This is a genomic window from Luteimonas soli, from assembly GCF_042648865.1.
Taxonomy (GTDB): Bacteria; Pseudomonadota; Gammaproteobacteria; order Xanthomonadales; family Xanthomonadaceae; genus Luteimonas; species Luteimonas soli.
Map to the genome: position 1 here is coordinate 227,804 of NZ_JBHRYA010000009.1, position 23,669 is coordinate 251,472.

At 69.5% G+C, this 23,669-nt stretch carries 23 protein-coding genes; 15 read left to right on the forward strand and 8 right to left on the reverse strand.

Annotation, left to right across the window (positions count from 1 at the left end):
* Positions 1-86: 86 nt before the first annotated feature.
* The 7 genes from ACFONC_RS13890 (at position 87) to recO (ending at position 7,509) form a co-directional block, all read left to right on the forward strand.
* Entirely contained in the window at positions 87-1,598 is a 1,512-nt protein-coding gene (locus ACFONC_RS13890; protein ID WP_386745021.1) for a DegQ family serine endoprotease, read from the forward strand.
* Positions 1,599-1,786: 188 nt separating this feature from the next.
* Entirely contained in the window at positions 1,787-3,577 is a 1,791-nt protein-coding gene (gene lepA / locus ACFONC_RS13895) for a translation elongation factor 4 (protein WP_386745172.1), read from the forward strand.
* A gap of 144 nt (positions 3,578-3,721) precedes the next feature.
* The gene (lepB, locus tag ACFONC_RS13900) at positions 3,722-4,531 is read left to right on the forward strand and encodes a signal peptidase I (protein WP_386745023.1); all 810 of its coding nucleotides are present in this window, start codon (positions 3,722-3,724) and stop codon (positions 4,529-4,531) included.
* A 31-nt stretch (positions 4,532-4,562) separates the two neighbouring features.
* Entirely contained in the window at positions 4,563-4,949 is a 387-nt protein-coding gene (locus ACFONC_RS13905) for a DUF4845 domain-containing protein (RefSeq protein ID WP_386745025.1), read from the forward strand.
* Positions 4,939-5,613: a ribonuclease III gene (rnc, locus tag ACFONC_RS13910; RefSeq protein ID WP_386745027.1), complete on the forward strand. Its 675-nt coding sequence runs from the start codon at positions 4,939-4,941 to the stop codon at positions 5,611-5,613. Before ACFONC_RS13905 ends, rnc begins: the two co-directional genes overlap by 11 nt.
* Before the next feature lie 82 nt (positions 5,614-5,695).
* Positions 5,696-6,601, forward strand: coding sequence for a GTPase Era (gene era / locus ACFONC_RS13915; protein WP_386745029.1), 906 nt, complete (start codon positions 5,696-5,698; stop codon positions 6,599-6,601).
* Positions 6,602-6,726: 125 nt separating this feature from the next.
* Positions 6,727-7,509, forward strand: coding sequence for a DNA repair protein RecO (recO, locus tag ACFONC_RS13920; RefSeq protein WP_386745030.1), 783 nt, complete (start codon positions 6,727-6,729; stop codon positions 7,507-7,509).
* On the opposite strand, the gene ACFONC_RS13925 is transcribed toward recO, so the two are convergent.
* Positions 7,467-8,195, reverse strand: coding sequence for a response regulator (locus ACFONC_RS13925; protein WP_386745032.1), 729 nt, complete (start codon positions 8,193-8,195; stop codon positions 7,467-7,469). The two genes, recO and ACFONC_RS13925, sit on opposite strands and share 43 nt — an antisense overlap.
* Positions 8,196-8,287: 92 nt before the next feature.
* Between ACFONC_RS13925 and ACFONC_RS13930 the strand changes: the two genes are divergently transcribed.
* The 7 genes from ACFONC_RS13930 (at position 8,288) to ACFONC_RS13960 (ending at position 15,236) form a co-directional block, all read left to right on the forward strand.
* Positions 8,288-10,306 (forward strand): hypothetical protein, encoded by a 2,019-nt coding sequence (locus ACFONC_RS13930; RefSeq protein ID WP_386745034.1) that lies wholly within the window; start codon positions 8,288-8,290, stop codon positions 10,304-10,306.
* 32 nt (positions 10,307-10,338) lie between these two features.
* Positions 10,339-10,944: a DUF1318 domain-containing protein gene (locus ACFONC_RS13935; RefSeq protein ID WP_386745036.1), complete on the forward strand. Its 606-nt coding sequence runs from the start codon at positions 10,339-10,341 to the stop codon at positions 10,942-10,944.
* A gap of 253 nt (positions 10,945-11,197) precedes the next feature.
* A complete protein-coding gene (rlmD, locus tag ACFONC_RS13940; RefSeq protein ID WP_386745038.1) occupies positions 11,198-12,526 on the forward strand; it encodes a 23S rRNA (uracil(1939)-C(5))-methyltransferase RlmD in 1,329 nt (442 codons plus the stop codon).
* A gap of 110 nt (positions 12,527-12,636) precedes the next feature.
* Positions 12,637-13,122 carry a CYTH domain-containing protein gene (locus tag ACFONC_RS13945; RefSeq protein ID WP_386745039.1) on the forward strand — a complete coding sequence of 162 codons (486 nt, stop codon included), beginning with the start codon at positions 12,637-12,639 and terminating at the stop codon, positions 13,120-13,122.
* 112 nt (positions 13,123-13,234) lie between these two features.
* Positions 13,235-14,224, forward strand: coding sequence for a beta-N-acetylhexosaminidase (gene nagZ, locus ACFONC_RS13950; protein ID WP_386745041.1), 990 nt, complete (start codon positions 13,235-13,237; stop codon positions 14,222-14,224).
* Positions 14,221-14,781 (forward strand): hypoxanthine-guanine phosphoribosyltransferase, encoded by a 561-nt coding sequence (locus ACFONC_RS13955; RefSeq protein ID WP_386745042.1) that lies wholly within the window; start codon positions 14,221-14,223, stop codon positions 14,779-14,781. Before nagZ ends, ACFONC_RS13955 begins: the two co-directional genes overlap by 4 nt.
* A gap of 62 nt (positions 14,782-14,843) precedes the next feature.
* Complete coding sequence (locus ACFONC_RS13960) at positions 14,844-15,236, forward strand: GFA family protein (protein WP_386745045.1); 393 nt, start codon at positions 14,844-14,846, stop codon at positions 15,234-15,236.
* A gap of 287 nt (positions 15,237-15,523) precedes the next feature.
* Here the strand turns inward: ACFONC_RS13960 and tsf are convergent, their stop codons facing one another.
* The 7 genes from tsf to ACFONC_RS13995 all read right to left on the reverse strand — a co-directional run bounded on the left by tsf (position 15,524) and on the right by ACFONC_RS13995 (position 22,484).
* Positions 15,524-16,396 carry a translation elongation factor Ts gene (gene tsf / locus ACFONC_RS13965; RefSeq protein ID WP_386745047.1) on the reverse strand — a complete coding sequence of 291 codons (873 nt, stop codon included), beginning with the start codon at positions 16,394-16,396 and terminating at the stop codon, positions 15,524-15,526.
* 223 nt (positions 16,397-16,619) lie between these two features.
* Positions 16,620-17,522, reverse strand: coding sequence for a 30S ribosomal protein S2 (gene rpsB, locus ACFONC_RS13970; protein ID WP_386745049.1), 903 nt, complete (start codon positions 17,520-17,522; stop codon positions 16,620-16,622).
* Positions 17,523-17,891: 369 nt separating this feature from the next.
* Entirely contained in the window at positions 17,892-19,880 is a 1,989-nt protein-coding gene (locus ACFONC_RS13975) for a carboxypeptidase-like regulatory domain-containing protein (protein WP_386745050.1), read from the reverse strand.
* Entirely contained in the window at positions 19,877-20,680 is an 804-nt protein-coding gene (locus ACFONC_RS13980) for a COG1470 family protein (protein ID WP_386745052.1), read from the reverse strand. Before ACFONC_RS13980 ends, ACFONC_RS13975 begins: the two co-directional genes overlap by 4 nt.
* A complete protein-coding gene (locus ACFONC_RS13985) occupies positions 20,677-21,162 on the reverse strand; it encodes a hypothetical protein (RefSeq protein ID WP_386745053.1) in 486 nt (161 codons plus the stop codon). The genes ACFONC_RS13980 and ACFONC_RS13985 overlap by 4 nt, the downstream gene beginning before the upstream one ends.
* The gene (locus ACFONC_RS13990; protein ID WP_386745055.1) at positions 21,159-21,803 is read right to left on the reverse strand and encodes a hypothetical protein; all 645 of its coding nucleotides are present in this window, start codon (positions 21,801-21,803) and stop codon (positions 21,159-21,161) included. Before ACFONC_RS13990 ends, ACFONC_RS13985 begins: the two co-directional genes overlap by 4 nt.
* Positions 21,804-21,869: 66 nt before the next feature.
* Positions 21,870-22,484, reverse strand: a complete 615-nt coding sequence (locus ACFONC_RS13995) for a hypothetical protein (RefSeq protein ID WP_386745056.1) — start codon at positions 22,482-22,484, stop codon at positions 21,870-21,872.
* A 407-nt stretch (positions 22,485-22,891) separates the two neighbouring features.
* Here ACFONC_RS13995 and map point away from each other — a divergent pair, with 407 nt between their 5' ends.
* Positions 22,892-23,668: a type I methionyl aminopeptidase gene (gene map / locus ACFONC_RS14000; protein ID WP_386745058.1), complete on the forward strand. Its 777-nt coding sequence runs from the start codon at positions 22,892-22,894 to the stop codon at positions 23,666-23,668.
* Position 23,669 lies beyond the last annotated feature (1 nt).

Here is a 23,669-nt window from a genome sequence, read left to right on the forward strand (position 1 = left end):
GGCGCGCGCTGCTGGTACTGCCCGCGGCGCCCCGAGGGCGCGCTCATTCCCGTTTCCCGTTGCCTGAAGTCGAAGGTGCTTTGCCGATGAAAGCTCCACTGCAAGCCGCTGTCCTGATCGTCCTCACCGCTGCCGCGACCACCGCCGTGGTACTGCCGGTCGCCACCGCCACCGCGCAGCAGTCGACCCTGTCCACCGCGCCGACGCCGGTCGCCGGCCTGCCGGACTTTTCCCAGCTGGTCGAACAGGTCGGTCCCGGAGTGGTCAACGTGGTGGCGGAGATCGGTGGCGGCGCCTCGGCGCGCTCGCAGGCGGTGCAGCAGCAGGACATCCCCGAGATATTCCGCCGCTTCTTCGGCCCCGACGGGTTCCCGTTCCCCGGCCAGCCCGGCCAGGGGCCGCAGCCGCACGGCGAATCGATGGGCAGCGGCTTCATCATTTCGCCGGATGGCTACGTGCTGACCAACCACCACGTGGTCGACGGTGCGAACGAGGTCAAGGTCAAGCTCTCCGACGGCCGCGAATTCACCGCCGAGGTCGTGGGCAGCGACGAGCAGTCCGACGTTGCCCTGCTGAAGATCCCGGCGACCGGGTTGCCGACGCTGCGCATCGGCGATTCCGCCGCGCTCAAGCCGGGGCAGTGGGCGATCGCGATCGGTTCGCCGTTCGGCCTCGACCACTCGGTCACCGCCGGCATCATCAGCGCGGTCGGCCGCAGCAACCGCTACGCGCAGCAGCAGTACGTGCCGTTCATCCAGACCGACGTGGCGATCAACCAGGGCAACTCCGGCGGCCCGCTGCTCAACGTGCGCGGCGAGGTGATCGGCATCAACTCGCAGATCTTCAGCGCCTCCGGCGGCTACATGGGCGTGAGCTTCGCGATCCCGATCGACCTGGCGATGGGCGCGGTCAAGCAACTCAAGGAAACCGGCAAGGTGCGTCGCGGCATGATCGGCGTGACCTTGCAGCCCATCACTGCGGAAGACGCCAAAGGCCTGGGCCTGCCCGATGCGCGCGGCGCGCTGATCAACGACGTCACTCCCGGCAGCGCCGGCGAGAAGGCCGGGTTGCGGATCGGCGACGTGGTCCGCTCGATCGACGGTACCGAAATCCGCCAGTCCAGCGACCTGCCGCCGATCGTCGGCGCAATGGCGCCGGGTACCAAGGTCACGCTCGGCATCCTGCGCGACGGCAAGCAGAAGGACATCCGCGTGACGCTTGGCGAACTCGACCCGAGCCTGCTGCCCGGCGCCTCCCGGCAGCCGATGCCGCGCGGTCCGCAGGGCCGGGCCGACACCTCCGCCAATCCGCTGGGCCTGGTGGGCCAGGAACTGGACGCCAACGACCGCCGCCAGGCGGGGCTGGAACCCGGTGAAGGCGTTGGCATCGCCCGCGTCGACGGGCTGGCCGCGCGCGAGGCCGGCCTGCAGCCCGGCGACATCGTGCTGCGCGTGGGCAACGAGAAGGTCGGCAGCGTCGCTGCCTTCGACAAGGCCCTGGCCGGCGTCAAGCCCGGGGAGACGGTGATGCTGCTGGTCCGCCGCGGCAATTCGACCCGCTTCTTCGCGGTGACCCCGCGGGCGGACGACGCCGAGTGAACGGCCGCCTCTCCGGCAGCCCGGAGAGGCGCACGATCGGTGGAAGCATCCGCGTGGCCACGTTGCGGCGCGCGGGGCGCAGGATGCCCGGGCCAGCGGGGAAGCGCGGCCAAGCGTGCGATAATGCCGCGTTTACCCCGCAAGGCCGCGCCGTCGGCCATTACCGACGCCCGCCCATGTCCGACCCGATGCGGAACATCCGCAACTTTTCCATCATCGCCCACGTCGACCACGGCAAGTCGACGCTGGCCGACCGCATCATCCAGATCTGCGGCGGCCTGACCGCGCGCGAGATGGAAGCGCAGGTGCTCGACAACAACCCGATCGAGCGCGAGCGCGGCATCACCATCAAGGCCCAGTCCGTATCGCTGCCGTATACCGCGAAAGACGGCCAGACCTACCACCTCAACTTCATCGACACCCCCGGCCACGTCGACTTCAGCTACGAGGTCAGCCGTTCGCTGGCCGCCTGCGAGGGCGCGCTGCTGGTGGTCGACGCCGCGCAGGGCGTCGAGGCGCAGTCGGTGGCCAACTGCTACACCGCGGTGGAGCAGGGGCTGGAAGTGGTGCCGGTGCTCAACAAGATCGACCTGCCCACCGCCGACATCGACCGCGCCAAGGCCGAGATCGAGGCGGTGATCGGCATCGACGCGTCCGATGCGGTCGCGGTCAGCGCCAAGACCGGCCTCAACGTCGAGGAAGTGCTGGAGGCGATCGTCACCCGCATCCCGCCGCCGCAGCCGCGCGACACCGACAAGCTGCAGGCGCTGATCATCGACTCGTGGTTCGACAACTACCTGGGCGTGGTCTCGCTGGTGCGCGTGATGCAGGGCCAGATCAAGCCCGGCGACAAGATCCTGGTGATGTCGACCGGCCGCACCCACCAGGTCGACAACGTCGGCGTGTTCACGCCCAAGCGCAAGGAAACCGCCGCGCTGAAGGCGGGCGAGGTGGGCTGGATCAACGCCTCGATCAAGGACGTGCACGGCGCGCCGGTCGGCGACACGCTCACCCTTGCCGGCGACCCCGCGCCGAAGCCGCTGCCCGGTTTCCAGGAGATGCAGCCGCGGGTGTTCGCCGGGCTGTTCCCGGTCGACGCCGAGGACTATCCCGACCTGCGCGAGGCGCTGGACAAGCTGCGCCTGAACGACGCCGCGCTGCGCTTCGAGCCCGAAAGCTCCGAGGCGATGGGCTTCGGTTTCCGCTGCGGCTTCCTGGGCATGCTGCACATGGAGATCGTGCAGGAGCGCCTGGAACGCGAGTACGACCTGAACCTGATCAGCACCGCGCCGACGGTGATCTACGAAGTGCTCAGGACCGACGGAACCGTGGTCCCGCTGGACAACCCGGCCAAGCTGCCGCCGGTGAACCAGATCGAAGAGGTCCGCGAACCGATCATCCGCGCCAACATCCTCACCCCGCCGGACTACGTCGGCAACGTGATCACCCTGTGCGAGGAGAAGCGCGGCAGCCAGGTCGGCATCACCTACATGGGCAGCCAGGTGCAGATCAGCTACGAGCTGCCGATGGCCGAGGTGGTGCTGGACTTCTTCGACCGGCTCAAGTCGGTGTCGCGCGGCTACGCCTCGCTCGACTACCACTTCCTGCGCTTCGACGCCGGCCCGTTCGTGCGCGTGGACACGCTGATCAACGGCGACAAGGTCGACGCACTGTCGCTGATCGTGCACCGCAGCCACGCCGACCGCCGCGGCCGCGAACTGACCGAAAAGATGAAGGAACTGATTCCCCGGCAGATGTTCGATGTCGCCATCCAGGCCGCCATCGGCTCGCAGATCATCGCCCGCACCACGGTCAAGGCGATGCGCAAGAACGTGCTGGCCAAGTGCTATGGTGGCGACGTTTCGCGCAAGAAGAAGCTGCTGGAGAAGCAGAAGGAAGGCAAGAAGCGGATGAAGCAGGTCGGCCGCGTCGAGATCCCGCAGGAGGCCTTCCTGGCGGTGTTGCAGCAGGACAAATAGCGGGGAATGGGGAATAGGGAATAGGGAATCGAAGAAGCCGGGAGCCTCGCACCGACCGCGTCGGAGGGTGGCCAGGGATTCCACGAAACTGCTGTTCCGATTCCCCATTCCCTATTCCCGATTCCCGGCTCCGAAGGAGCAAAGATGCGCTGGTTTGAAATCGCCCTGGTCGTCCTGACCCTCCTCAGCGGCCTGGTCTGGCTGCTGGACAACCTGTTCCTCGCCAAGCGCCGCGCGGCCAATGCCGGCCTGCTCGACGAGGGCAGGGAGCCGTGGTACGTGGACTACGCCAAGGCCTTCTTCCCGGTGCTGGCGATCGTGCTGGTGCTGCGCAGCTTCGTGGCCGAACCGTTCCGCATCCCCTCGAACTCGATGATGCCCACGCTGCTGACCGGCGACTTCATCCTGGTCAACAAGTTCGCCTACGGCCTGCGCCTGCCGATCAGCAACACCAAGATCGTGCCGGTCGGCGAGCCGGAGCGCGGTGACGTGGTGGTGTTCAAGCCGCCGCAGCACCCGGAGCAGGACTGGATCAAGCGCGTGATCGGCCTGCCGGGCGACACCATCGAGTACAAGGACAACCAGGTGTTCGTGAACGGCAAGCCGCTCGCCTACGAACGCGTCGGCGAGTACGTCGGCGTGGGTAGCGGCGCCGAGATGACCGGGGCCAGCCTGCTGGTCGAGCAGATCCCGGGGCACGAGCACCAGGTCCTGGAGATCGACCGGCTGCCGTTCGTCGACCAGGGGGAGAAGGGCCCGATGACGGTCCCGGCCGGGCACTATTTCGTCATGGGCGACAATCGTGATAGAAGCGACGACAGCCGGTTCTGGGGATACCTGCCCGAGCAGAACATCCGGGGCAAGGCCTTCCTGATCTGGCTCAACTGCGACAGCATCACGAGCCTGTGCAAGCACAATTTCGACACGTCGCGGATCGGCAACCGGATTCCTTGACCGCAGTACGCCATCAACCGGGGGAGAACTGATGAAACGCACGCAACGCGGCATGACCCTGATGAGTTTCATAATCGTGCTGGCAGTGGTCGGCTTCGCCGCCTACATCGGCATGAAGCTGTTCTCGATGTATTCCGAGTACTACTCGGTGCGGCAGGCACTCAAGGGGTTGCAGGCCGAGCCGGGCATCGCCAAGCAGGACCCGGCGAAGATCAAGAACCTGTTCTTCCGCCGCCTCAACATCAGCTACTCGGAGAACGTCAAGCCCGAGCACGTCACCCTGCAGCGCCGCCAGGACGGCCCCGGCTGGGACATGGAAGTGAACTACGAAGTCCGCAAGGAACTGGTCGGCAACCTCGACGTGGTCGGCAAGTTCCACGCCGATGAGCAGCTGACCAACATGGGCGATGGCGGCTGACGTCGAGCCCGTCCGCTTCGCCGGGCACGCCTTCGCCGACCAGGACCTGCTGGCGCAGGCGATGACCCACCGCAGTGCGGGCGTCCCGCACAACGAGCGGCTGGAGTTCCTCGGCGATGCGGTCGTCGGCCTGATCGTCGCCGAGGCGCTGTACAGGCGCTGGCCGAAGGCCGACGAGGGTGCGCTGACCCGCGCCCGCGCCGAGCTGGTGCGCGAATCCTCGCTGGCGGCCATCGCGCGCGCGCTGGACCTGGGGCCGAAGCTGATCCTCGGCCCCGGCGAGATGAAGTCCGGCGGCCACCGCCGCGACTCGATCCTGTCCGACGCGCTCGAGGCGCTGGTCGGCGCGATCTACCTCGATGCCGGTTTCGACGCCTGCCGCGAGGTGGTGCTGCCCTGGTTCGCGGTCGGCGTCAACGACACGCCCGCCGGCAAGGTGGGCAAGGACGCCAAGACGCGGCTGCAGGAGTGGCTGCAGGCCCGGCAGCGCGCGCTGCCGGCCTACGAGCTGATCTCTGAATCCGGCGACGACCACGCCAAGGTCTTCCGCGTCGCCTGCACCCTGGCCGAACCGGCGATTACCGCCGAGGGCGAGGGCGGCTCGCGGCGCGCCGCCGAGCAGGCCGCCGCCGAGGCCGTTCTGGCGCAGCTCGAGACTCCGTAGGGCGGGTCTCGACCCGCCATCGGCTTTCAGGACAGGCCATCCGTCGCCGGCGGCGGGTCAAGACCCGCCCTACAATGCGCGCATGAAACCCGCCCCGCACCGCGCCGGCCAGGTCGCCGTCATCGGCCGCCCCAACGTCGGCAAGTCCACCCTGGTCAACGCCCTGGTCGGGGCCAAGGTCAGCATCGTCTCCAACCGCCCGCAGACCACGCGCCACCGGTTGCTTGGCATCGCCACCTTCCCCGAGGGCCAGCTGCTGCTGGTCGATACGCCCGGCATCCACCGCGGCGAGGGCAAGCAATCGTCCACGGCCATGCACCGGATGATGAACCGTGCCGCGCGTGGCGCGCTGGAGGGCGTGGATACCGCCGTGCTGGTGGTCGAGGCCGGGCGCTGGGACGAGGAGGACACGCTGGCGTTCGAAGCCCTGCGCGAAGCCGGCGTGCCGGTGGTGCTGGCGGTCAACCAGGTCGACCGCATCCGCGACAAGACCATGCTGCTGCCCTACCTGCAGAAGGCCACCGAGGGGCGCGACTTCGCAGCCGTGCATCCGGTTTCGGCGCTCAAGCGCAACGGACTGGAGGCGCTGGTCTCCGCGTTGCTGGCGCTGCTGCCGGAACAGCCCGCGTTGTACGGCGAAGACGAGATCACGGACAAGAGCCAGCGCTTCCTCGCCGGCGAACTGGTGCGCGAACAGCTGATGCGCCAGCTCGGAGCGGAGCTGCCGTACGCGACCACGGTGGAGATCGAATCGTTCACTGTCGACGGCACGATGCTGCGGATCGGTGCGGTGATCTGGGTCGAGCGCGACGGCCAGAAGGCGATCGTCATCGGCAAGGGCGGCGCGCGCCTGCGCGACATCGGCACCAAGGCGCGGCAGTCGATGGAGCGTCTGTTCGACAGCAAGGTGTTCCTTGAAACCTGGGTGCGCGTGCGCGCCGGCTGGTCGGACGACGAGGCGGCTTTGAAGACGCTGGGGTATGAGTAGCGGGGACTGGGATCTGGGGGCTGGGGGCTAAAAGCAGTGGTCTTTCGCGGCTGCATTTGATCTTCCCCAGCCCCAGCCCCAGCCCCAGCCCCCAGCACCCAGCCCCCAGATCCCAGCCCCCAGACATGCGCTACGACGCCGAACCCGCCTACGTCCTCCACGCCCGCCCCTGGCGCGAGACCAGCCTGCTGCTGGAACTGCTGACCGAACACCACGGCCGCCTTGGCCTGGTCGCGCGCGGCGTGCAGGGGCCGAAGAAGCACGTACTGCGCGCGGCGCTGCAGCCGCTGCAGCACATCCGCTTCGACGGCGTGCAGCGCGGCGAGCTGGCGCAGCTGCGCGCAGCCGAGGCGATCGACGCCGCGCCGCGCCTGTCCGGTGATGCCGGGCTTGCCGCCTTCTACGTCAGCGAACTGACGCTGCGGCTGGCGCCGCGCCAGGATCCGCACTCGGGGCTGTACGAACTGTTCGGGCAGGTGCGCGAACGCCTGCGCGAAGACGCGCCGCTGTCATGGACGCTGCGCCGCTTCGAGCGAGACCTGCTCGACGCGCTCGGCTTTGGCTTCGACCTGTCACGGGATGGCGACGGCGGCGCGATCGACCCCGCCGCGCGCTACCGCCTGGATCCCGAACACGGCCCGCGCCGCGTGCTCAGCGAGCGCATCGACGCCGCTGGCCGCAGCCAGACCGCGACCGGCCGCGCCCTGCTCGCGCTGGCCGGCGACGAAATGCCCGGCGCCGACGACCTGCAGGGCCTGCGCCGCGCGCTGCGGACGGTGCTGGCGCACTACCTGGGCGGTCGCGGGCTGAAGTCCTGGGAGCTGATGGGCGAACTGGGGCGCATTGCCGCGCCCCCGGTGCCGGGTCAGGCGTCGCCGGGGACGGGCGCCGACGACAAGGTGTCCTGAGCGGCCTGCAGGAACCGGGCGAGCGCGTACTCCGAGTCCGGCGCGGCCTGCAGTTCCTCGACGCTGGTGGCCATGCGCGCGGCGCCGACGAAACCACAGCTCGCGCGCAGCCGGTGCAGCGCCGCACGCAGGCGTTCGACATCGCCGGCGCGCGCCGCGTCGCGCACGCCGTCGCGGGTGTCGGGCAACTCGTCGAGGAACAGCTTGCGCAATGCATCGACGTGCGCCTGCTCGCCGTTGAGGGCGGCCAGCGCCGCCACATCGTCCCAGGCGCCCGCATCGAAGTGGGCGGGCGCCGCAGCCAGTGGCGCTTCGCGCACGCGTGCGCCGAGTGCGTCGCGCACTACCAGCTGCAGGGTCGTGGCCGGCATCGGCTTGACCAGCACCTCGCGGAATCCGGCCTCGCGTAATGCGGCAAGGATTCCGGGCTCCCGGGCCGCCGTGTGCGCCAGCGCCGGCGCGCGCAGGCCGCGGGCACGCAGCGCGGCCAGCAGGCCCGCGCCGTCGCCATCGGGCAGGTTGGCGTCGATCAGCCACAGGTCGTGCCGGTCGTGCTCGCCGGCCAGGGCGAGCGCGGCCGCGCAGCTTCCTGCGATGTCGACTTCGGCGGGTACGCCCTGCGCAGCGGCGGCGAGGAATGCGCAGGTGGTGGGGTCGTCCTCGACCAGCAGGATTCTTGCCGTCATCAGGTCCTCCGTTGACTTCGATCGTCGGCTTTCGGGAAGGCATGTCCACGGCGCATCAGCCGGTGCTCACGCGTGCTGGGTATGCTGCGTCCATGCCCCGGGCGATCCTACACCTGCTGCCGCTGCTGTTGCTCGCCAGCGTCCTGCCCGCGCAGGCGCGGACGATGACCGCGAAGATCGAGCGCGTGACCACCGCGGTCGTCACGCTCGAAGGCGTGGAAGTGCGGCTCGACTGGCCGGCGCAGGCCGCGACCGGTGAACTGCGGCTGCGCGCCGGGCGCGTCGATGCGGCGGATCTCGGTTACCACTTCCAGTCCCTCGAATGGCGCTGCCCGCTTGCGCGAGACGGGCAGGGCGGCTGGCAGTGCGACGGGGAACTGCATGCAGCGGGCGGCAAGTCGTTCCGGCTTTCGGTGGCGCTGGCCAGCGGCAGTACCGACGCCGCGCTTTCGCAGGGCGACGCCCGTTTCGCCCTGCATCGCAGCGCCGCGACGCCGGACGACACGGTGCTCGACCTGGCCCGCGTGCCGGTGGCGTGGGTACAGGCGCTGTCCTCGCAGGCCTGGAGCGATGGTCGGCTCACCGCGGGCACTGTCGACGGGCAGCTTGCCGTGCGCACGCCCGCGAACCGCCCGCTGCGCGTCGACGGCACGCTGGCGCTCGCCGGCGGCGCGCTCGAAACCCCGGACGGCAGCATCGCCGCGGAACAGCTCGGCGGCCGCTTCCGGATCGACTACCGCAAACCTGTCGGCACGACGCTGCTCGCGCTCGACGGCGAGCTGCGCGGCGGCCAGTTCCTGTACGGCACCACCTACGTCGTGCTGCCCGAAACACCCGTGCCGTTCGCCCTCGATGCGCTGGGGGACGGAGCGCGGGGCTGGTCGCTGTCGTCGATCCAGTGGCGTGACGGTGAGGCGCTGGTGGCGCAGGGCTCGGCAGCGTTTGGCCCGGACGCCAGCCTGAAGGATCTGGATATCGAACTGCGCAGCGGCGACCTGCCCGGGCTCGCCGCGCGTTACCTGTCCGGATGGCTTGCGATCGCCGGCCTGCCCGACCTGTCCGGCAGCGGCGCGCTGGATGCTCGGGTGCGGATGGCCGACGGGCGCCTGGCATCGGTGGATGCGCGGCTGCACGACATTTCGCTCGATGCGGCAGGCAAGGGGCTGGCGTTCGCCGGGCTGGACGGCGACGTCCGGCTGTCCGGCAGCGCCCCGGTCGATAGTGAACTGCGCTGGCGCTCGGGATCGCTGCAGGGCATCGAGTTCGGCGCGGCAACGCTGCCGTGGCGCAGCGCCGACGGCGCACTGCGCTCGCGCGCGCCGGTGGCGGTGCCGATGCTGGGCGGGCAGGTGCGATTCGACGGCATCGTGTTGCAGCCGCCGGCTGGCGACGAGGGCCTGCGCATCGGGTTCGGGCTCGCGTTGCAGGGGCTGCAGCTCGGCGAGCTGTCGCAGTCGCTGGGCGGGCCGGCGTTCCGCGGCACCCTCGACGGCACCATCCCGGTGGCGCGCTATGCCGGCGACCGGCTGGATTTCGACGGCGGCCTGTCGATGCAGGTCTTCGACGGCCGGGTCGAGGTGACGTCGCTGTCGATGGAGCGGCCGTTCGGGGTCGCGCCGACGCTGTCGGCCGACTTCGCGCTGCACGACCTCGACCTGCTGGCGATCACCGAGGTGTTCGACTTCGGCAGCATCAGCGGGCGCCTGGACGGGCGCATCGACGACCTGCGCCTGGTCGACTGGTCACCGGTCGCCTTCGACGCGGAGCTGCACACGGTGCGCCGCCAAGGCGTGCGCCAGCGCATCAGCCAGCGCGCGGTGCAGAACATCTCCAGCGTCGGCGACGCCTCGTTCGCCGGCAGCCTGCAGGCAAGGCTGATCGGCCTGTTCGACGACTTCGGCTATTCCCGCATCGGCATTTCCTGCCGGCTCGCGAACCAGGTCTGCGCCATGGGCGGCCTGCATTCAGCAGGCGACGGATTTACTATCGTCGAAGGCGCCGGCATCCCGCGGCTGGACGTGGTGGGATTCAACCGCAACGTCGACTGGCCGACCCTGGTCGAGCGCCTGGCCGCGGTGGGCAGCGGCGACGTCAAGCCCGTGTTTGAATGAAGCAGTCATCAGCCCCTCAAAAGGAGAACGCCATGCGCCGCCGCTGGATGGGAATGCCGATCGCCGTGCTGGCGCTCACCGCCTGCGTCACCATCAACGTCTACTTCCCCGCGGCCGAAGCCCGGGAGGCGGCGAAGGAGTTCGTCGACAAGGTCATCGGCGAGGACGCGCAGCCGTCGACGCCACTGCCACCGGTCGAAGAGCCCGCGGGCGACGGCGGCGGCATGGTGCTGCGCTTCGATCCGCTGAGCCTGCTGGGCATCGGCACCGCGCATGCGCAGGGCACGCCGGACATCAGCCTCAAGACGCCGGCGATCCAGGCGATCCAGGCGCGCATGGCCGGCCGCTTCGACAGCGCGCTGCGCAAGCACTTCGATTCCGGCGCCCTGGGCTTCACCGGCAACGGCGAAGTGGCCGTGCGTGACGCCTCGAAGATCGCGCTGTCCGAGCGGGTCGCCGTCAACAAGGCGGTCGCCGACCAGAACCGCGACGCGCGCGCGGTGTACCGCGAGATCGCAGTCGCCAACAAGCACCCTGAGTGGGAATCGCAGATCCGCGAGGTGTTCGCGAAACAGTGGATCGCCAGTGCCAGGTCCGGCTGGTGGTACCAGTCCGGCGGCAGCTGGAAGCAGAAGTAGGGGAAGGCAACGGCAAGATCAAAAGCAAATCCCCCGCCCGGCGCTGCGCGCCGGCCCGCCCCCTTTTCAAAGGGGGCTCAGGAAAGCAGCGCCTCGCGTCGTCGGCTCCAGGTCGGACCGCTTTTGAGCCCCCTTTGAGAAGGGGGCGGCGGAGCGCAGCGCAGCGGGGGATCTGCTTCTCGCTTCAGCGCAAAGCGCGGCCCCAAACCGCATCTGCGACAATGCGCAGCCCTGAGCACGCAGCTTCCGCCACGTGGCCCGACTCGACCAGACGCCGTTCCCCGCCGACATCCTCGACCTGAGCCACGACGGCCGCGGCGTCGCCCGCCGCGACACCGGCAAGACCGTGTTCATCGCCGGCGCGCTGCCCGGCGAACACGTCATGGCGAAGCAGACCGCGCGCTCGCGCAGCTTCGACGAGGCGGTGACGCTGGAGGTGCTGGACGCCTCGCCCGATCGCGTCGATCCGCGCTGCCCCCACTTCGGCACCTGTGGCGGCTGCGCGCTGCAGCACCTGGCCGAATCGAAGCAGATCCTGGCCAAGCAGCGCGTGCTGCTCGAGAACCTGGAGCGCATCGGCCACGTCAGCGCGAACGCCCTGCTGCCGCCGCTGATCGACGCCGCCTGGGGCTATCGCCGCAAGGGCCGCTTCTCGGTGCGCCGGGTGGAGAAGAAGGGCAAGACCCTGGTCGGCTTCCGCGAGCGCGATCCGCGCTTCGTCGCCGACCTGTCCGAATGCCACACCGTGATCCCGGCGATCGGCGTGGCGATGCCGGCGCTGTCGGCGCTGATCGACGGCATGGACGGGCGCCGCGACATTCCGCAGGTCGAGTTCATTGCCGGCGACGCCACTGCCGACCACGACGGCGTCGCGCTGGTGTTCCGCCACCTGCAGCCGCTGTCGGAGAGCGACCGCGCGGCGTTGCTCGCCTTCGCGCAGGCGCACCGCTTCGCGCTGTTCCTGCAGCCGGGCGGGGTGGATTCAGTGCACCCGCTGTGGCCAGCCGATCCGCAGCTGTCGTTCCGGCTGCCTGCCTGGGACATCGCGCTGAAGTTCCGCCCGCTGGACTTCATCCAGGTCAACGCCGGGCTCAACGAGAAGATGATCGCGCGCACGCTGGAACTGCTCGACGTGCAGCCGGGCGAGCGCGTGCTGGACCTGTTCTGCGGGCTCGGCAACTTCACGCTGCCACTGGCGCGGGTGGCGGACGAAGTGGTGGGCGTGGAGGGCGATTCGGGCCTGGTGGCCCGTGCGCGCGAGAACGCCCTGCACAACGGCCTGCCGAACGCGCAGTTCCATGCCGCCGATCTCGCGCAGGACCTGTCCGGGCACGCCTGGATGCGCGCCGGCTTCGACCGGCTGCTGCTCGACCCGCCGCGTTCGGGCGCGGACGCGGTGCTCAAGCAGCTGCCGCTGAAGGGGCTGAAGCGGATCGTGTACGTCAGCTGCCACCCGGCATCGCTGGCGCGCGACGCCGGCTACCTGGTCAATGAGCGCGGATGGAAGCTGCGCGCGGCGGGGGTGATGGACATGTTCCCGCACACGGCGCACGTCGAGTCGATCGCGATGTTCGAGCCTTGAGGGCGGGGATTCGGGATTGGGGATTCGGAATAGCACGGGCGTCTGGCGATAATCTGCCCGAATCCCGAATCCCGAATCCCGAATCCCGAATCCCGAATCCCGGCCTCCCCATGCCCATCGAAATCGAACGCAAGTTCCTCGTCACCAACGACGGCTGGCGCGCGGAAGCTCACGAGGTCGTGCCCATGGCGCAGGGCTACATCAATGACCAGGCGGCAATGGACGGCGGCGCGCAGCGCGCTTCGGTACGCGTGCGTATCGCCGGTGACAAGGCATTCCTGAACCTGAAGTCGCGCGAAGCCGGCCATACACGGCAGGAATTCGACTACCCGATCCCGGTCGAGGACGCACGTGCGCTGCTGGCGCTGTGCGTGGGCGGGCTGGTCGACAAGCGCCGCCACTACGTGAACCACGCCGGCCACCTGTGGGAAGTGGATGAATTCCTCGGCGACAACGCCGGCCTGGTGGTGGCCGAGATCGAGCTCGACGCCGCCGACGAGCGTTTCGAGCATCCGTCGTGGCTGGGCGCGGAAGTCACCGACGACGCGCGCTACTACAACCTCGCGCTCGCATCGCATCCTTTCACCACCTGGTAGGGCGGCGCCCGACCCGCCAATCCGGCCGGCCCAAGGCGGGTCAAGACCCGCCCTACACCCGACACCTCGACTGCGCGACAATGCGGTTCGTCATCCCCGAGGTCCAACGTCCATGCTCGTGATCGGCGTCGCCGGCACCGAATTGAACGCCCAGGAGCGCGACTGGCTGCAGCACGACGCCTGCGCCGGCGTGATCCTGTTCAAGCGCAACTTCGCTTCCAGGGCGCAGGTGGCCGAATTGTCGGCCGCGATCCGCGAGGCCGCGCCGCGTCCGCAGCTGGTCTGCGTCGACCAGGAAGGCGGGCGCGTGCAGCGCTTCCGCGAGGGCTACAGCGCGCTGCCTCCGCTGGAGGAGTTCGGCCGCCAGTACGCCGCCGACCCGGCGGCCGCGCTCGAGCGCGCGCGACAGCACGCGTGGGTGATGGCCAGCGAAGTGCTCGCCAGCGGCGTCGACCTGAGCTTCGCGCCGGTGGTCGACCTGGGTCGCGGCAACCTTGCCATCGGTAACCGCGCGTTTTCCGACGAACCGCAGGTGGTCGCCGAGTTCACCCGCGCCTACATCCGCGGCATGCACGAGGCCGGGATGGCGGCGACGATCAAGCACTTCCCCGGCCACGGCACGGTGCGCGAGGACACGCACTTCGACGACGCCGTCGACACCCGCACCCTGGACGAGATGCGCGCGAGCGATCTCATTCCGTTCGCGGCCGGCATCGAGGCGGGCGCGGACGCGGTGATGCTCGCGCACGTGGCCTACCCGCAAGTGGCACCCGAGCCGGCGGGTTATTCGCGGGTGTGGATCGAGGACATCCTGCGCAAGGAGATGGGCTTTCGCGGCGTGGTGTTCTCCGATGACATCGGCATGGCCGCGGCGTTCTCCGCCGGCGGGGTGAAGGCGCGCATCGACGCGCACCTGGACGCCGGCTGCGACGTGGTCCTGGTCTGCCATCCGGAACTGGTCGACGAATCGCTGGCTGCCGTGCAAGGGCGAAGCCTCAACACGATGGCGCTGACCGGCCTGCTGGGCCGCGGCGCGATGGGCTGGGACGGCCTGCTGGCCGACGTGCGCCACGCGCAATCCGGCTTCGGGAGCATCGCATGAGCACGCCGCGGCTGGCCGACGTCCTGGACAACGCGGATGTCATCCACGAACGCGCCGCGCTCGAGGCCGCGATCGAGGGCATGGCCGACGCGATCCGCGACGACTACGCCGACGATGCGCGGCCGCCGCTGTTCGTCACCATCATGCACGGCGGCATGCCGTTCGCGGCGCGGCTGGCGTTCGCGCTCGGCGAGCGCGGGCTCGACGTCGAGTTCGACTACCTGCACGCCACCCGCTACCGCGGCAACACCTCAGGTTCCGGCCTTGCCTGGCTGCACCGCCCGGCCACGTCGATGGAAGGGCGGCGCGTGCTGCTGGTCGACGACATCCTCGACGAGGGCCACACGCTCAAGGCGGTCACCCGCTGGTGCGAAGACCAGGACGCCGCCGACGTGCGCGTCGCGGTGCTGGCGGTGAAGGTGCACGACCGCTGCGTCGATGGCGTCTGCGCCGACTACGTGGGTGTCGAGGTGCCGGACCGCTACGTGTTCGGCTACGGCATGGACTTCCACGAACAGGGCCGCAACCTGCCGGCGATCTACGCGCTGGCGGACTGATCACTTCCGCGCGCCCGGCTCGCGCGCAACCTTCCGCGCGTGTGATCCAGAGGAGACACGGCATGGATCGATTCACAGGCGGTTGCCTGTGCGGCGACGTCCGGATCGTGGCATCGGGGCCTCCGTACCGGGTCGGCATCTGCCACTGCCTCGATTGCCGCAAGCACCATGGCACCCTGTTCCACGCCTCCGCGATATTCCCGCGGGATGCGGTGGCGATCGAAGGCGAAACGCGCGACTACGCGGGACGGTTCTTCTGCCCGCGCTGCGGCTCCTCGGTCTTCGGGCGCAGCGACGACGAGGTCGAAGTGAACCTCGGGTCCCTGGATGCCCCGGACCAGCTGGTACCGACCTACGAGCTGTGGACCGTCCGCCGCGAGTCGTGGCTGCCGCCGTTCGAGCTTGCAAGGCGATACGAGCGCGACCGTGAGGCCGCGAATCGCTCCGAGGGATAGGCCTGCGAACGGAGCGGAAAGCGCGTCGGGGATGTAACCCCGACCTACGGCCCATCCGCTTCAACCGGATCGGGCGACCCCGTAGGTCGGGCCTATGCGCCCGACGGCTCTTGATCCTCTCGGCGCTGACAAAAGCCGCGTCAACGAACCGGGACAACGCTGTTTCCGACGCCCGCGATACAGGTCACCTGCCTGGATTGCCACCGTCCCTTGTTGGTTCCGGGAAGAACCATAGAAAAAGGCCGCGGTTCCCCGCGGCCTTTTCAGGATGACGGCGTCGGCGCGGCTTACGCCAGGCCGGCCTGCTTCATCACTTCGGCGGCGTAGTCCTCGACCACCTTTTCGATGCCCTCGCCGACGGCCAGGCGCTGGAAGCCGACCACTTCGGCGCCAGCGGCCTTGAGCACGGCCTCGACGGTCTGGTTGGTGTCGAGCACGTACGGCTGGCCGTACAGGGTGACCTCGTTGACGATCTTGGCGATCTTGCCGCCGATGATCTTCTCCAGAATCTCGGCCGGCTTGGCCTTGTCCTTCTCGGACATCTTGGCCAGCTCGATTTCCTTCTCCTTGGCGACGAAGTCGGCCGGGACGTCGGACGCCTTGATGTGCGGCGGGTTCATCGCCGCCACGTGCATTGCCAGGCCGCGGGCCAGCTCGGCGTCGCCGCCCTTGACCTCGACCAGCACGCCGATACGGCCGCCGTGCACGTAGGCGGCGACGTTGTTGTCGCTGTCGATGCGGACCATGCGGCGCACCTGCACGTTCTCGCCGATCTTGGCGATCAGCTCGGCGCGCGCTTCCTCGACGGTCTTGCCGCCGACGCTGGCCGACTTCAGGGCCTCGACATCGGTGGCGCCGAGCGCGGCGTTGGCGACGGCTTCGGCGAAGGCGATGAAGTTGGTGTCCTTGGCGACGAAGTCGGTCTCGGAGTTGACCTCGACCAGCACGGCCTTGCCGGTTTCCCGGGCCATCGCGATGCGGCCCTCGGCGGCGACGCGACCGGCCTTCTTGTCAGCCTTGGCCAGGCCCGACTTGCGCAGCGCCTCGGCGGCGGCATCGACGTCGCCGCTGGTCTCGGTCAGTGCCTTCTTGCATTCCATCATGCCGGCGCCGGTGCGCTCGCGCAGTTCCTTGACCAGGGATGCGGTGATTTCAGCCATGGATAAAACCTCGTGATTCGTGGGTGTGGGGGCGACTTCAGCCGCGAGCTTCATGCGGTCGAAATGGGGGCGGACCACTCGCTTGGCAATACATGACTGCCAGGCCCGGCGACGCTCGTCCGGCCCTGGTGGCGCGTGGCATCGTGGAAAGCTCGCGGCTGAAGCCGCTCCCGCAAGGGAAATGGGCAGCCGCGCACTCTGGCGCGGCTGCGTGACCGGCGGATTACTCCGCGGCAGGTTTTGCGGCGTCCGCAGCCGGCGTCGCTTCGGTCGCGGCCGGGGCTTCGGCAGCAGCGGCCTCGGCAGCAACCGGCGCCTCGGCCTTGCCATCGTCCTTGGCCGATGCGCGCTTGGCCGGGGCCTTCTTCGCCGGGGCGCGGCGGGCGGGCTTGTCGCCATCGGCGTCGGCGAACTCTTCCTCGCGCACGCTGGCCACGTTCGGCGCGGCGGCCTTGCCTTCCAGCACGGCGTCGGCGGCGGCGGCGGCGTACAGCTGCACGGCGCGGATGGCGTCGTCGTTGCCGGGGATCGGGTAGTCGACCAGGGCCGGGTCGTAGTTGGTGTCGACCACGGCGATCACCGGGATGCCGAGCTTCCTGGCTTCCTTGATGGCGATGTCTTCATGGCCGATGTCGATGACGAACAGCGCGTCCGGCAGGCGGCCCATCTCCTTGATGCCGCCCAGCGAGGCTTCCAGCTTCTCGCGCTCGCGGCGCAGGCCCAGCACTTCGTGCTTGACCAGCTTGTCGAAGCTGCCGTCGGTCTCGCCGGCTTCCAGCGTCTTCAGGCGCGACACGGAGGCCTTCACCGTGCGGAAGTTGGTCAGCGTGCCGCCCAGCCAGCGCTGGGTCATGTACGGCATGCCGCAACGCTCGGCTTCTTCCTTGATCGCCTCGCGCGCGCTGCGCTTGGTGCCGACGAACAGGATCATGCCGCGCTTCTGCGCGATGCTGGAAATGAAGTTCATCGCGTCGCCGAACAGCGGCACGGTCTTCTCGAGGTTGATGATGTGGATCTTGCCGCGGGCGCCGAAGATGTACGGCGACATCTTGGGGTTCCAGTAGCGGGTCTGGTGGCCGAAATGCACGCCGGCTTCCAGCATCTGGCGCATGGTGATCTGGGGCATTGCTGGTGACTCCTGATGGGGAACCTGGCCGCCGGAAGGAGGGGCGGCTCGCCGGCTGCCCGCATGGGCGGCCTGGGCGACGGTTCCGGGGTTGGGCCTCCCCGCTGCCTCCGTGTCCAGATCCCCCGCCAGTCAAACGTGCCGGAGCCTTGGCTCCAGACTGGCGAAAGACACCCCGGAACGGGTGTTTGCAGCGGGTGTGTATTCGCCGGTGACGCCCGGCGTGGGCGGTTTCCCGGCCGCGGCCGGGGGAACCGCGGGATTATAGCGGTCCGGAAGGCCGCGAGGCAAACGACTGGGCGGCCACGGGCAACGGGGCCCGCGCATGCACGGCAGCCGCGCAGCGGCCGGTGGAAGGCCCGGCCAGGCCTAGGGTTGCCGCCGGGCGCCGATGTCGACCCGGGTCGCCTGCCGCACGCGGACCTGCACGGTACGCTGCGCGTCGCCGGGCGCGACGAACCACGGCAGCGGCAGGTTGTCCGGGACCACGGTCAGGGTGTGGCTGCCGGCGGCCACGCGCGGGAACTCGAAGTTGCCGAGGCTGTCGGTGCGCACCGCGAAGCGACCGTCCAGCAGCACGGTGACGTTGGCCGCGGCCTGCTCGCTCGCGCCGCGCACGCCGTCGCCGTTGTCGTCCAGGAACAGGCTGCCGGCGACGGTGCCGGTCGGGCCGCCCGGCGCGCCGCCGATCACGCCCTGGGGACGCCCTGCGCTGAGTTCGTAGCGCAGGGTCAGGAACACCGAACGATTGCGCGGCAGCGAGATGAAGGGCGTCCCGGTCACCAGCGGGTCGAGGATGAACGGCGAGCGCCGCGACCCCCGGCTCTGGTAGAACGCCGCGCTCAGCGACCAGCGCGGCGTGACGCGCCAGTTCAGGCCGATGTTGAGGTCGGTGCCGCGGAAGGCCTCGCTGCCGTTGCCGTGGGTCCAGCGCGCGCTGCCGTCGACGGTCAGGCGATCGGTCAGCTCACGGCCGCCGTACAGCGCCAGCGTGGTCGTGGTGGTGGCGTCGATGTCGTCGTCGTAGTGCAGGGAGCCGTGCGCGATCGAGGCCGACAGCCGCGTGCCCTGCCGCAGCGGGAATGCCTGGTCGAGGCTGACCTGCCAGCTGTCCGAACGCCCCCCGGAGCTGGCTTCGTCGACCTGTACCCGGGTCTGGCCCCAGCCGGTCTGCTTGTCGAGGAACAGCTGCAGGCTGTGGCTGGTGTCCATGGCGTCGCGCAGGTTCAGGCTGCCGCCGTAGCCCAGCGTGCTGCTGGCCTGGTAGCGCACGTACCCGGATGCGTACAGGCCGTCGAAACCATCACCCGACAGCGAATGGATGCCGTCGAGTCCGGCGTTCCAGTTCCAGCGCCCGTACTGGTAGCCGATCCGGTAGTAGCCGCCCTCGACATCGTTGTTGATCGGCAGCGCGCCCCATGCCAGGCCCTGGCCGAGGCGGTAGGCGCCGAAGTTGTGCCGGTAGCGCCCGCGCACGGAGTCGATATCGATCCAGGCGCCGGTCGCGCTGCCCGGGTCGCCGTCGCTGCCCAGCACGTTGAACTGCGCGCGGTCGCGTTCGCCCTGCCATGCGGCAGCCGCGTAGAGCGCCTGCGTGTCGCCGGGTTCGAACACCGGCTCGCCCAGGTCGTCGGGCACGATGCGGCCGTGGGTGCCGAGGAACGAGGCCGCGCCGGTCCACTGCGGCGCCCACTGCCACTGCGCGCCCAGGGCCGCGACGTTGCCGTCGGCGACGTCGAAGCCGACCACGCGCGTGCCGGTATAGACGCCAGCCCGGCCGAAGCCGCCCTGCAGCAGCAGGCCGTTTCCGGCGCTGTGCCATTCGCTGCTGGCGCCGGCGAAGGCGACGGTCGGCAGGAAGAACCGGTACTGGCTGCGCTGCAGCGGGGGCGCCGGCGTGTTCAGCACGCCCAGCCCGTTGTCCACGCGCCAGCCGTTGCCCAGGTACAGGTTGCGCTGCCACAGCGTGGCCAGGCCGCCGATGTCGCCGTCATTGGCGCCGAGTCCGTTGAAGCGCCGGCGATCGCTGTGGAAGACGGTGGCGTCGAGCGAGAAGGCGCCCCACGACGCGGTCTCACGGAAGCCGCCGATGGAAAGGCCCTGTTCGTCGAAGCTGTCGTCGCCGTACTCGTTGCGGCTGGCCACGGCCTCGATCCGGAACGAGCGCGGCAGGCCGGTGTCGTCGGCCGTTTCGTCGTCCTCGGGCGGCAGGGGCTGCAGCTGCTGCGGCGAGATGATGCGGTCGACGTAGGGCTCTTGCGCCGCGCCCGCGGCTTCCTGCGCCCGTGCCGCGCCCATCGAGAGACTGCCGGCGATCGCGATCGCGAGCGCCAGGCGCCGGTGGCCGGGGATCGTCATTTGTCGATGGTCGCGGCGATGTCGAGGCGCTGCCGGCCCCAGTCCAGGCGGCCGTGCAGCCGCAGCGGCCAGGCGATCACCGGTGCGGCGGCGGCCTCGTTGTCGGCCTGCGGCACCAGCGCGATGTCGCGGGTTTCGCCAGGCAGGATCGGCAGCGTCGCGGGCTGCAGCGCGTAGGACCGGCCGCTGGCGTCCGTCCCGTCGACGAAGCCCTGCAGGCGCCCGTGTGCATTGCCGTGGTTGTGCACGGTCAGCACCGGAACGAGGTTGCCTTCGATCGTGCGTGCCTCGTGGCCGACGACTTCCAGGTTGGCCGCGGCGTCGCCGATCGCCAGGTAGACGATCACGCCGATGCGTCCGGACACCGGTACCGCGGCGCCGCCCCCCACGGTCTGCGGGTCGCCTTCGATCATGATCGCGAAGCGGCACTCGCCGGCCGGTGCATCGGCCGGAACACGCACCTCGAACCGGTAGCGGCGCCTGGCGTTGGGCGCAAGGTCGATCTCCGCGGACTCCAGGCCCACCCACGGCCTGCAGCTGCCCGGGGCCAGCGCGTCCGAGAACTCGACGGTGGCATCGGGCTTGAACGTCCAGTCCGCGGTCTGCACCGTGAAGTGGGTGGCGCTGCCGGAGACGTTGTTGATTTCGATGACGTTGCGGTACGTGTCGCCGGCGCTGGCGCTGTCCTCGAAGCGGGGAGGGGAGACCAGCGCGGAGAAGCCCTGCGCGAATGCGCTGCCGCAGGACAGGCAGGCCAGGAGCAGCAGCGCGGAAACGGTGCGTTGGCGTCGGAGCGTCATGGTGAATCCAGGTCGATTTCGAACGAGAAGGCGACTTGCTCGGACGGCGGCAACCTGCGTCCGTCCGCGTCGACGCGCAGGCGCATGGTGTCCTCGAGCAGGCGGGCGGGGAGCGGGCCGGCGTAGACCAGCGCGCGTTCGCCGGCGCGCAGCACGCCGGGCAGCAGGCGTCCGCGCGTGGTCCAGGTGGCGGTCAGCGCGCCCGCGGGCTGGTCCGGCAGCAGCATGTAGATGCGTCCGTTGCGGCCCTGCCAGGGCGAAACATCCAGGCGTACCTGCACCGCGATCTCGCCCGAGACCATGTACAGCGGGCGTCCGCGCGCCGGCATCACCTCTGGCTTGAGCCGCAGCGTGCTGCCCAGCACCTGGCTGGCGCTGTCGTCGACGGGGTAGGTCTGCCCGGCGACGGCGGGGACGGCCGCCGCAAGCCAGGCCGCGGCCAACAATGCCGCGCAGAACGGGTGGCGGCTGCGCGCTCTCATGGCACCGTCAGCGTGTAGGTCACGCGCCCGTTGTATGTGCCGGCGGGAACGATCGCATCGTTGCCGTAGGAAAAGGTGTGGCAGCTTTCCCGCCAGGTGTTTTTCGGGAAGCTTCCCAGCGATTGCGTGCCGCCGCTGAAGGTGCCGGCAGGAAACGGCTGTGAGCCGGCGGCATCGCCGTTGCCGCTGCTGGTCCAGCTGATCTGCGAGAAGGGAATGGTGTCGCCGTTCGCGCTGACCAGGTGGGTTGGCGCGGTCACGGTCAGCACGGTGTCGCCGCCGGTAAGCAGGCCGCCGCGGTTGAAACCGCCGACATAGACTTGCTGCGGTACGTTGCAGAAGACGAAGCTGTCGTAGAAGCTTCGCGGCTCCGTGGCGTTGCTGGTCATCGCGAGGTTGCTGCCGTTGCCCAGCATCGCGGCCGGTACGGTGACGGAGACGCGGTTCAGCGGGCCACCGTTGCCCGGCGTGCCGTGGTTGATGAAGTTGCCGCTGTACACGCCGTCGCCCACGCGCAGGTAGACCGATGCACCGCCCAGGAGGCCGCTGCCGTCGATGTTGACGACGAAGGCCTGCGTGGCGGGCGCCATGCCGGACAGCGCCAGGCACAGCGCGAGTGGAATCGCGCGGCGGAATTTCATGCTGGTTCCTGACGGGAGCGGAGGGACCGGCCTGGAAGGCCGGTCCGGGTGGCTTCGGTCGTGCCCTTACGGCATCGCCGCGGTGTAGGTCACGCGGCTGTTGTTGGTGTTGACGCCGCCGTAGGTGCCGGGCGCGGCCACGACGGAGTTGGCGTAGGTGTACGTCCACTGCGCATCGCGCTGGACGAGCTTACCGGTCGCCGGGCTCAGCGTGAGCGTGGTGGTCGCGCCGTCGGCCAGCGTCGGGTGCTGCAGCGGGATGGCGCTGGTCAGCGGTGCCACGGCGGTGTTGACCTCGCTGTACGAGATGCTGTCGCCGGCACCGTTCTCCAGCGCGCCGAGCGTGGTCGAGGTGAAGGTGATCGTGCCGTTGTTGCCCAGCACCTTGGCGGTGACGGTGCCGTTGCCCACGTCGCCGGAGCCGGCGGTGGCGGCCACGGCGGTGCCGTTGCCCAGGCTCGCGGCCGGCACCACGAACGAGATCTGGTCGATCGCCGGGTTGGTGGTGCCGTCGGCGCCCGTGCCCACCTGCAGGAACAGGATGCGCGGGACGGTGACCTGGAAGTCCAGGCGGGCATTGGCACTGCCGCTCCCGCTGACGTATTGCGATTCGGCGTTGGCGGCCATCGGCATGGCGGCGATCGCGGCGGCGGCGAGCAGGGTCTTGGTGAGCAGGCGCATCGTGGTGTCCTCGGGTTTGTGGATTTCGGATTCGGAAAAGCCGGGTCCGGCTCGAGATCGGCACGATGGGCGCCGGGCGGCCCCGTCCCCTTGGACGATCTCGATGACATCCGGTCACCGGAGCTCCGATGCATGAAGCGTGCCAATCCCGCGGAGCGTGTTAGCGAAGACGAAACGCCCTCCGCCCGCAGGGCTCCAGGCGCAGGAACGGAAAAAAAAGCGGGGAAATGTGACGTACAACGTCGCATTTTGGGTGTGGCGTCACATTTCAGCCGCCAAGTTCACACTGCTCACACGGGATTCATGAGGGGGCAGGGCGCAAAGCGTTCGCCGGGGCGGACACCTGCGCGCGGGGCGACTACCCGGCCAGTCCAGCGGAACCGGGCCGGATCGACGATAATTTCCGGATGACCATCCACCTCAAGACCCCCGCCGAGATCGAGAAGATGCGCGAGGCCGGCCGCCTTGCCGCCGAAGTCCTGCAGGTCGTCGCCCCGCACGTGAAGCCGGGGGTGACCACCGAGGAGCTGGACCGCATCTGCCACGAGCACATCGTGAACGTGCAGCAGGCCACGCCGGCCAACGTCGGCTACCGCGGCTATCCCAAGGCCACCTGCATTTCGGTCAACAACGTCATCTGCCACGGCATCCCGAATGAGTCGAAGGTGCTCAAGGACGGTGACATCCTGAACATCGACGTCACCGTCATCAAGGACGGCTGGCACGGCGACACCAGCCGCATGTACTACGCGGGCACGCCGTCGGTGATGGCGCGGCGGCTGGTCGATGCCACCTACGAGGCGATGTGGCGCGGGATCCGCGCGGTGAAGCCGGGCGCGACCCTGGGCGACATCGGCCATGCGATCCAGCAGTACGCCGAAGGCGAGCGCTTCTCGGTGGTGCGCGAGTACTGCGGCCACGGCATCGGCAAGGTCTACCACGACGAACCGCAGGTGCTGCACTACGGCCGGCCGGGCGAGGGCCTGGTGCTGCAGGAGGGCATGACCTTCACCATCGAGCCGATGATCAACGAGGGCAAGCGCCACGCGAAGGTGCTGCCCGATGGCTGGACCGTGGTCACCAAGGACCGCAGGCTGTCGGCGCAGTGGGAGCACATGATCGCCGTGACCGCGACCGGCGTGGACGTGCTCACGCTCGGGCCGGGCGACGCCGCCGGCGGCTGAC

Excerpts from the sequence above, each read along its gene's own strand:
- ACFONC_RS13890 (WP_386745021.1), top strand. The coding sequence starts at position 87 with ATGAAAGCTCCACTGCAAGCCGCTGTCCTGATCGTCCTCACCGCTGCC.
- lepA (WP_386745172.1), top strand. The coding sequence starts at position 1,787 with ATGCGGAACATCCGCAACTTTTCCATCATCGCCCACGTCGACCACGGC.
- lepB (WP_386745023.1), top strand. The coding sequence starts at position 3,722 with ATGCGCTGGTTTGAAATCGCCCTGGTCGTCCTGACCCTCCTCAGCGGC.
- ACFONC_RS13905 (WP_386745025.1), top strand. The coding sequence starts at position 4,563 with ATGAAACGCACGCAACGCGGCATGACCCTGATGAGTTTCATAATCGTG.
- rnc (WP_386745027.1), top strand. The coding sequence starts at position 4,939 with ATGGCGGCTGACGTCGAGCCCGTCCGCTTCGCCGGGCACGCCTTCGCC.
- era (WP_386745029.1), top strand. The coding sequence starts at position 5,696 with ATGAAACCCGCCCCGCACCGCGCCGGCCAGGTCGCCGTCATCGGCCGC.
- recO (WP_386745030.1), top strand. The coding sequence starts at position 6,727 with ATGCGCTACGACGCCGAACCCGCCTACGTCCTCCACGCCCGCCCCTGG.
- ACFONC_RS13925 (WP_386745032.1), bottom strand. The coding sequence starts at position 8,195 with ATGACGGCAAGAATCCTGCTGGTCGAGGACGACCCCACCACCTGCGCA.
- ACFONC_RS13930 (WP_386745034.1), top strand. The coding sequence starts at position 8,288 with ATGCCCCGGGCGATCCTACACCTGCTGCCGCTGCTGTTGCTCGCCAGC.
- ACFONC_RS13935 (WP_386745036.1), top strand. The coding sequence starts at position 10,339 with ATGCGCCGCCGCTGGATGGGAATGCCGATCGCCGTGCTGGCGCTCACC.
- ACFONC_RS13945 (WP_386745039.1), top strand. The coding sequence starts at position 12,637 with ATGCCCATCGAAATCGAACGCAAGTTCCTCGTCACCAACGACGGCTGG.
- nagZ (WP_386745041.1), top strand. The coding sequence starts at position 13,235 with ATGCTCGTGATCGGCGTCGCCGGCACCGAATTGAACGCCCAGGAGCGC.
- ACFONC_RS13955 (WP_386745042.1), top strand. The coding sequence starts at position 14,221 with ATGAGCACGCCGCGGCTGGCCGACGTCCTGGACAACGCGGATGTCATC.
- ACFONC_RS13960 (WP_386745045.1), top strand. The coding sequence starts at position 14,844 with ATGGATCGATTCACAGGCGGTTGCCTGTGCGGCGACGTCCGGATCGTG.
- tsf (WP_386745047.1), bottom strand. The coding sequence starts at position 16,396 with ATGGCTGAAATCACCGCATCCCTGGTCAAGGAACTGCGCGAGCGCACC.
- rpsB (WP_386745049.1), bottom strand. The coding sequence starts at position 17,522 with ATGCCCCAGATCACCATGCGCCAGATGCTGGAAGCCGGCGTGCATTTC.
- ACFONC_RS13975 (WP_386745050.1), bottom strand. The coding sequence starts at position 19,880 with ATGACGATCCCCGGCCACCGGCGCCTGGCGCTCGCGATCGCGATCGCC.
- ACFONC_RS13980 (WP_386745052.1), bottom strand. The coding sequence starts at position 20,680 with ATGACGCTCCGACGCCAACGCACCGTTTCCGCGCTGCTGCTCCTGGCC.
- ACFONC_RS13985 (WP_386745053.1), bottom strand. The coding sequence starts at position 21,162 with ATGAGAGCGCGCAGCCGCCACCCGTTCTGCGCGGCATTGTTGGCCGCG.
- ACFONC_RS13990 (WP_386745055.1), bottom strand. The coding sequence starts at position 21,803 with ATGAAATTCCGCCGCGCGATTCCACTCGCGCTGTGCCTGGCGCTGTCC.
- ACFONC_RS13995 (WP_386745056.1), bottom strand. The coding sequence starts at position 22,484 with ATGCGCCTGCTCACCAAGACCCTGCTCGCCGCCGCCGCGATCGCCGCC.
- map (WP_386745058.1), top strand. The coding sequence starts at position 22,892 with ATGACCATCCACCTCAAGACCCCCGCCGAGATCGAGAAGATGCGCGAG.